We start from the raw sequence: 2535 nt of genomic DNA, 5'->3' as shown, positions 1-2535 counted from the left end.
TCGCTCTCTGCGATGCGTGTCGTAGCCGCCGTGCAGGAAACCTTCGACTGTGAAATCAGCGTCCGTGCACTCATGGAAGCCCCCACCGTAGCGGGCCTGGCTCGTGTGGTGGGTGGAGGACAGTCGGGCACCAGGCAAATCTGGGAGCCATATGCGCGTCCGGCCCAGTTGCCGCTGTCGTTCGCCCAGCGTCGGTTGTGGTTCATCCATCAGCTAGAGGGACCATCGGCGACATACAACATCCCTCTGGTACTACGCCTAATCGGTCTACTCGACGTCGACGCGCTGACCCTGGCGGTTGCCGATGTCGTAGCCCGGCACGAGAGTGTTCGCACAGTGTTTCCCGCTACGGCTGGCGTGCCCGAGCAGTGCATTCTCGATGCCTCTGAAGGGCTTGTCGCCTGCAAAGTCATCGACGCCACCAACTGGACCGATCAACAGTTGGATGAGGCGGTCGGTATTGTCACCCGCCACGCCTTCGACTTAGAAACCGAGATTCCCTTTCGTGCAAGGCTTTTCGCAGTCTCGACCACGGAACACCATCTGGCCCTGGCAATGCACCACATCGCCGCCGACGGATCATCTCTCTCGCCGCTGGTTCGCGACCTGACTACCGCATATCAGGCCCGCACCACCCGGACGGAGCCAGGCTGGGAGCCGTTGCCCGTTCAGTACGCCGACTTCACAATCTGGCAGCACAAGCTCCTCGGCGAGGCCGACGATCCTAATACCCGATCTGGTCGACAAACAGTTTTCTGGGAGCGGAACCTCGCTGGATACGCGGGACTGCTGGAGCTTCCCACGGACCGGCCTTACCCCGCCGTCGCCAACCATCAGGGCGGCCAAGTCGTCGTCGAATGGCCCGCCGAACTGCAGGAACTCGTGCGGGTTGTGGCGCGGGAACGCAATGCGACGACGTTCATGGTGATGTCGGCGGCGCTTTCGGTGCTGTTGGCGCGTTTGAGCGGGAGCGCGGATGTGGCGTTCGGGGTGCCGACGGCGGGGCGGGGGCGAACCGAGTTTGACGGCATGGTCGGGTTTTTCGTCAACACGCTGGTGTTGCGTACGCGGGTTTCAGCCGAGATGAACTTCGGTGATTTGTTGGAGGAGGTACGGGAGCGGAGCCTGGACGCGTTCGCGAACCAAGATGTGCCGTTCGATGCGCTTGTCGAGCGCCTCAATCCGGTCCGTACGCAGGCTCACCATCCGTTGATCCAAATCCTGTTCGCCTGGCAAAACGTCACCCTGCCCGATCTGTCTCTGCCAGGTCTCGACATTTCCCCGCAGCGCACGGACACCTTGACCGCTCGAATGGACTTGACTTTCAGCCTGCGTGAGCGGTTCGACAACTCCGGCCGTCCCATAGGCATTGGGGGTCTGGTCGAGTACCGCACCGACGTCTATGACGCCGAAACTGTAAAACAACTTGTTACCCGCTGGCAGCGGGTGCTCACGACGATGCTCGCCGGCACGGACCGCTCGGTGGCGTCAATCGACTTGCTTGACGAGAGAGAACTGACGCAGCTGGACGCCCTCGGAGCGCGGTCAGTGCTAAATGAATCGATCGTGGACCCCGCGATTCCGGAGTTGTTCGCCGAGCAGGTGAGGGTGCGGCCGGACGTCATAGCGGTGGTGTTCGAGGGTCGGTCGTGGACGTATCAGGAGTTGGACGACACATCGACGCAGTTGGCTCATTTGTTGGCTGGGCGTGGGGTGGGAGTAGAGGACGTTGTTGCACTGTTGCTGCCACGTTCGGAACACACTGTGATAGCCATACTTTCGGTGCTGAAGCTGGGTTCTGCTTACTTGCCGATCGACATCAACACCCCTGACGAGCGCCTGGCATTCGTTCTACAAGACGCTGCGCCGGCCGCGATTTTGACCACGGTGAGCCTCGCTGGTCGCGTCAGTAAGTCCGGGGTCCCACTGATAGATGTCGAGGATCCCAAGGTCGCTGAACAGCCGACGACGACGTTGCCGGTGCCGAATGCTGACCTCCTCGCGTACATCATCTACACCTCAGGAACGACAGGCACACCCAAAGGCGTCGGCATCACACAAACGAACGTCACCCAGACCTACGCAGCTTCGGAACATGCTTTCAAACATTCCCCAGATCAGGTGTGGTCGATGTTCCATTCGTACTCGTTCGATGTGTCGGTGTGGGAGATGTGGGGCGCTCTGCTGCACGGCGGCCGCTTGGTGATCATCCCTGAGCATGCCGCCCGCTCCGCAACGGACTTTCACCGAATCCTGGTAGACGAGCAGGTCACCACCGTCAACCAGACCCCGTCCGCACTCGAGATGCTCTCGCCCGAGGGAATAGATCAAGTAAGGACCATTTTTGTGGGGGGTGAGGCATGCTCGCCCGAACTTGTCGATCGGTGGGCTTCAGGCCGAGAAATGATCAATGGCTACGGGGAGACAGAGACGTTCTACGCCTCTATGAGTGCGCCCATGAAGCCTGGTCATGGAGCTCCTATCGGTACGCCGGTGCCGGGTGATGCGTTGTTTGTGTTGGATTCCGGTTTGCGG

General features: G+C 60.7%; 1 protein-coding gene. It reads left to right on the top strand.

Annotated features, from left to right (window positions below):
- Window positions 1-12: 12 nt before the first annotated feature.
- On the top strand, window positions 13-2535 hold a 2523-nt coding region (locus CH276_RS12615; protein WP_254924357.1), incomplete at its 3' end, for a non-ribosomal peptide synthetase.

Origin of the sequence: Rhodococcus sp. 06-470-2, assembly GCF_002258235.1 — a bacterium.
In the GTDB taxonomy this organism is placed as follows: domain Bacteria; phylum Actinomycetota; class Actinomycetes; order Mycobacteriales; family Mycobacteriaceae; genus Rhodococcoides.
The sequence above is the reverse complement of the archived record's forward strand: the minus strand, read 5'-3'. Positions and strand labels throughout refer to the sequence as shown.